General features: G+C 76.9%; 4 protein-coding genes. All 4 read left to right on the forward strand.

The annotated features are described in order from the left end of the window. Positions 1 to 674, forward strand: a 674-nt coding sequence (folK, locus tag N866_RS17505; RefSeq protein ID WP_245612652.1) for a 2-amino-4-hydroxy-6-hydroxymethyldihydropteridine diphosphokinase, incomplete at its 5' end; no start/stop codon positions are given. After that, positions 674 to 1,156: a DUF3180 domain-containing protein gene (locus N866_RS17510; RefSeq protein WP_034228976.1), complete on the forward strand. Its 483-nt coding sequence runs from the start codon at positions 674 to 676 to the stop codon at positions 1,154 to 1,156. The genes folK and N866_RS17510, both read left to right, overlap by 1 nt. Before the next feature lie 105 nt (positions 1,157 to 1,261). Beyond that, positions 1,262 to 1,750, forward strand: a complete 489-nt coding sequence (locus tag N866_RS17515; RefSeq protein WP_034228973.1) for a PH domain-containing protein — start codon at positions 1,262 to 1,264, stop codon at positions 1,748 to 1,750. Then, on the forward strand, positions 1,747 to 3,352 hold a 1,606-nt coding region (locus tag N866_RS22650), incomplete at its 3' end, for a PH domain-containing protein (RefSeq protein WP_281173279.1). The genes N866_RS17515 and N866_RS22650, both read left to right, overlap by 4 nt.

Here is a 3,352-nt window from a genome sequence, read left to right on the forward strand (position 1 = left end):
CGCCCCCGACGCCGGGCGACGCCCCGGCGCACGCACCGGCCCAGGCATCCGCGCAGGCCCCGGCGCTGGTGGCCGTCGCCGACGTGCTCGCGGACGCCGCGGTGCCGACCGTGAGCCAGGAGCCGGGGGACCGGCTCGACGTGCCCCCGACCGAGCCGGTCGACGTGGTCCTCGCGCTCGGGTCCAACCTCGGCGAGAGCGAGCAGACGCTGCGCGAGGTGCTGCACGACCTCGCCGCGGTGCCGGGGCTGGAGCTGACGGCCGTCTCCCCGCTCGTGCGGACCGCCCCGGTCGGCGGCCCCGAGCAGCCGGACTACCTCAACGCCGTGGTCCTGGGCCGCACCACGCTCGCCCCGCGGGCGCTGCTGCGGGCCTGCCAGGCGATCGAGGCCGGCCACGGGCGCGAGCGGCTCGTCCGCTGGGGTCCCCGCACGGTCGACATCGACATCGTGCTGCACGGCACGACCCTCGCCGTGACGGACGACCTGGAGCTGCCCCACCCCCGCGCCCACGAGCGCGCCTTCGTGCTCCAGCCCTGGGCCGAGGTCGCCCCGGACGCCGTCCTCCCCGGGCTGGGCGGTGGCCCCGTGGCACTCCTCGCCCGCACCGCGCCGGATCGCGACGGCATCCGCTGGATGGCGCTGGACTGGTGGAACGCGCCGGAGGCGGGCTGATGCGGCGGACGCCCTGGACGCGTCTCCTGCTGGTCGCGCTGGTCACGGCGGCCGTCGCGCTGCTGGTCCTGCGGTTCGTGGAGAGCCGGGGCGGGACGGTGCTGCCCGTCCCGGTCCTGTCGGCCGTCGTGGTCGCGGTGCTCGCGGCCGTCGTGCTCGTGCTCGGCTGGCAGGTCCGCCAGGTGCGGGAGGGCCGCCGACGGGGGACCGACCCGATCGCCGCGGCCCGGACGGTCGTCCTCGCGACGGCCTCCGCGCACACGGGCGCCCTGCTCACCGGCTGGTACGCGGCGCACGCGCTCCTCGTCCTCGGCGACCTCGCGATCGACGCGCGCCGTGACGTCGCCGTCTCCGCGGCGGTCGCGGGGGGTGGCGCCCTCCTGCTCGTGGTCGCCGGTCTGGTCGCCGAGCGGTGGTGCGAGATCCGGGACCGGGACGACGACGACGGCCCGGCCGGGACGGCGACGGAGGGTGCGGTCTGACCGTGCGGTCGCACCGGGTCTCCCGGGGGCACGCACGGTCGACGGGGCGCCCGACCGGGACCGGGGGCGCACGGACGTGTCCGTGACCGGTGCAAGGATGGCCGGATGAACGACGGTCCTTTCGACCCGCAGGGGGTCGTGTGGCAGGCGGTGTCCCCACGGCTCACCACGGTGCGACTCATCTCGACCGCGATCGCCCTGGCGGTGCCGCTGGCCGTGACGCTGGTCATCGCGGCGCTGGTCGAGGCCACGTGGGTGTGGGTGCTGCCGGCAGCCGTCCTCGCGCTCGGGGTCTGGGCGGCCGTCCTGGTGCCCCGTCAGGTGCGCGCCCTCGGCTACGCCGAGCGCGACGAGGACCTGCTCATCCGGCGCGGCATCCTCTTCCGCGCGCTCGTGGTGGTGCCCTACGGGCGGATGCAGCTCGTCGACGTCCAGGCCGGGCCGCTCGACCGCTGGGGTGGCATCGCCAAGCTCCAGCTGCACACCGCGTCGGCGTCCACCAACGCGGTCATCCCGGGTCTGACGCCGCAGGAGGCGGCACGGCTGCGGGACCGCCTCGCGGCGCGCGGCGAGGCGCGGCTGGCGGGTCTGTGACCGGCCCCGCCGCTCCGGAGCCCGGCCCGGCGGTGGACCCGGACACGGACGACCTCCGCTGGCAGCGCTTCCACCCCGTCACCCCGGTGGTGAAGGGCTGGAAGATCTTCGTCGTCCTGCTCTTCGTGGCCGGGCAGCAGGTGTCCGTCAACGTCTCCTCCGCCCGGGACGCGGTGGACGTGCTGGGCTGGTGGGCGGTGCTGGGGGTCCTGGGCGCCGTCCTCCTGGCGGGGCTCGGCTACTCGGCGCTCGCCTGGCGCATGACCCGCTACGCGGTCGGCGAGGAGGCCGTCCACCTCCGGCAGGGCGTGCTCTTCCGGCAGCACCGCGCGGCGCGGCTGGACCGGATCCAGGCCATCGACGTCGTCCAGCCGCTCCTGGCCCGGATGATGGGGCTCGCGGAGCTCAAGGTCGAGGTCGCCGGCGGGTCCGACTCCGGCGTCGCGCTGTCGTTCCTGCGCGAGGCGGAGGCCCAGCAGCTCCGCGCCGAGATCCTCGCCCGGGCGGCCGGGGTGCGGGTGGGACGGGCGGGCGCGCCCGGCGTCGGCCCGTCGGTCGCGGGGGCGCCGCTGACGCCCGTGCCGACGGCCCCGGAGCACGAGCTCATCGCGGTCCCTCCCGGTCGTCTGATCGGCTCCATCCTCCTGTCCGGTGCGGCGATCACCTCTGCGCTCGTGATGGTGGGCGTGGTCGTCCTCGCGATCGTCCTCGGCGAGGCGGCCCCGGTGCTCGCGACGTTCCCGGTCCTGCTCGGCACGGTCGGGTACCTCATCCAGCGGTTCAACAGCGAGTTCGGGTTCCGGGCCGCGCTGTCGCCGGACGGGATCCGGCTGCGCCACGGCTTCACGTCCTCCCGGGCGCAGACGGTCCCACCGGGCCGGGTCCAGGCCGTCAGCATCGTCCAGCCGCTCCTGTGGCGCCGCCGGGACTGGTGGCGCGTCCAGGTGAACGTCGCCGGCTACGCGGTGAGCGAGCAGCAGGACGAGAGCGTGCTGCTGCCCGTCGGCGACCGGGACGAGGCGCTCCTCGCGCTGTGGCTCGTCCTGCCGGACCTCGGCACCGCCGACCCGCGCGGCGTCCTCGAGCAGGCGCTGTCCGGTCAGGGGGCCGACGGCGGGTTCGTCACCAGCCCCCGCCGGGCGCGCTGGCTCGACCCGTTCGCGTGGCGCCGCAACGGCTTCGCGCTCACCGACCGCGCCCTCCTGGCCCGCAGCGGGCGGCTCGTGCGGCGGCTCACGGTCGTGCCGCACGAGCGCACCCAGTCCCTCGGCGTCGTGCAGGGCCCGTGGCAGCGCCGCCTCGGCGTGGCCTCGTTCACCCTGCACTCCACGCCGGGCCCGGTGTCCCCGCAGGTGCCGCACCTGGACCACCGGGTCGCCGGCGAGCTGATGGTCGAGCAGGCGCACCGCGCCCGGACCGCCCGGGCGGCCGCCGGACCGGAGCGCTGGATGGACCAGCTCCAGGCCGAGGTGGACGGGCAGGCGCCGCAGGTGCGCCACGCGGTCACGGCGACCCTCGCGGGGACGGGGCCGGCCGGCCCGGGGAGCGACTGGCCGGTGAGCAGTGCGGCGCCCGCGGCGTTCCCGCCACCGCCTCCGCCAG

The organism is Actinotalea ferrariae CF5-4, from assembly GCF_000603945.1.
In the GTDB taxonomy this organism is placed as follows: Bacteria; Actinomycetota; Actinomycetes; order Actinomycetales; family Cellulomonadaceae; genus Actinotalea; species Actinotalea ferrariae.

What these genes read in the sequence shown, in the direction of transcription:
- N866_RS17510 (WP_034228976.1), top strand. Translation starts at nt 674, where the DNA reads ATGCGGCGGACGCCCTGGACGCGTCTCCTGCTGGTCGCGCTGGTCACG.
- N866_RS17515 (WP_034228973.1), top strand. Translation starts at nt 1,262, where the DNA reads ATGAACGACGGTCCTTTCGACCCGCAGGGGGTCGTGTGGCAGGCGGTG.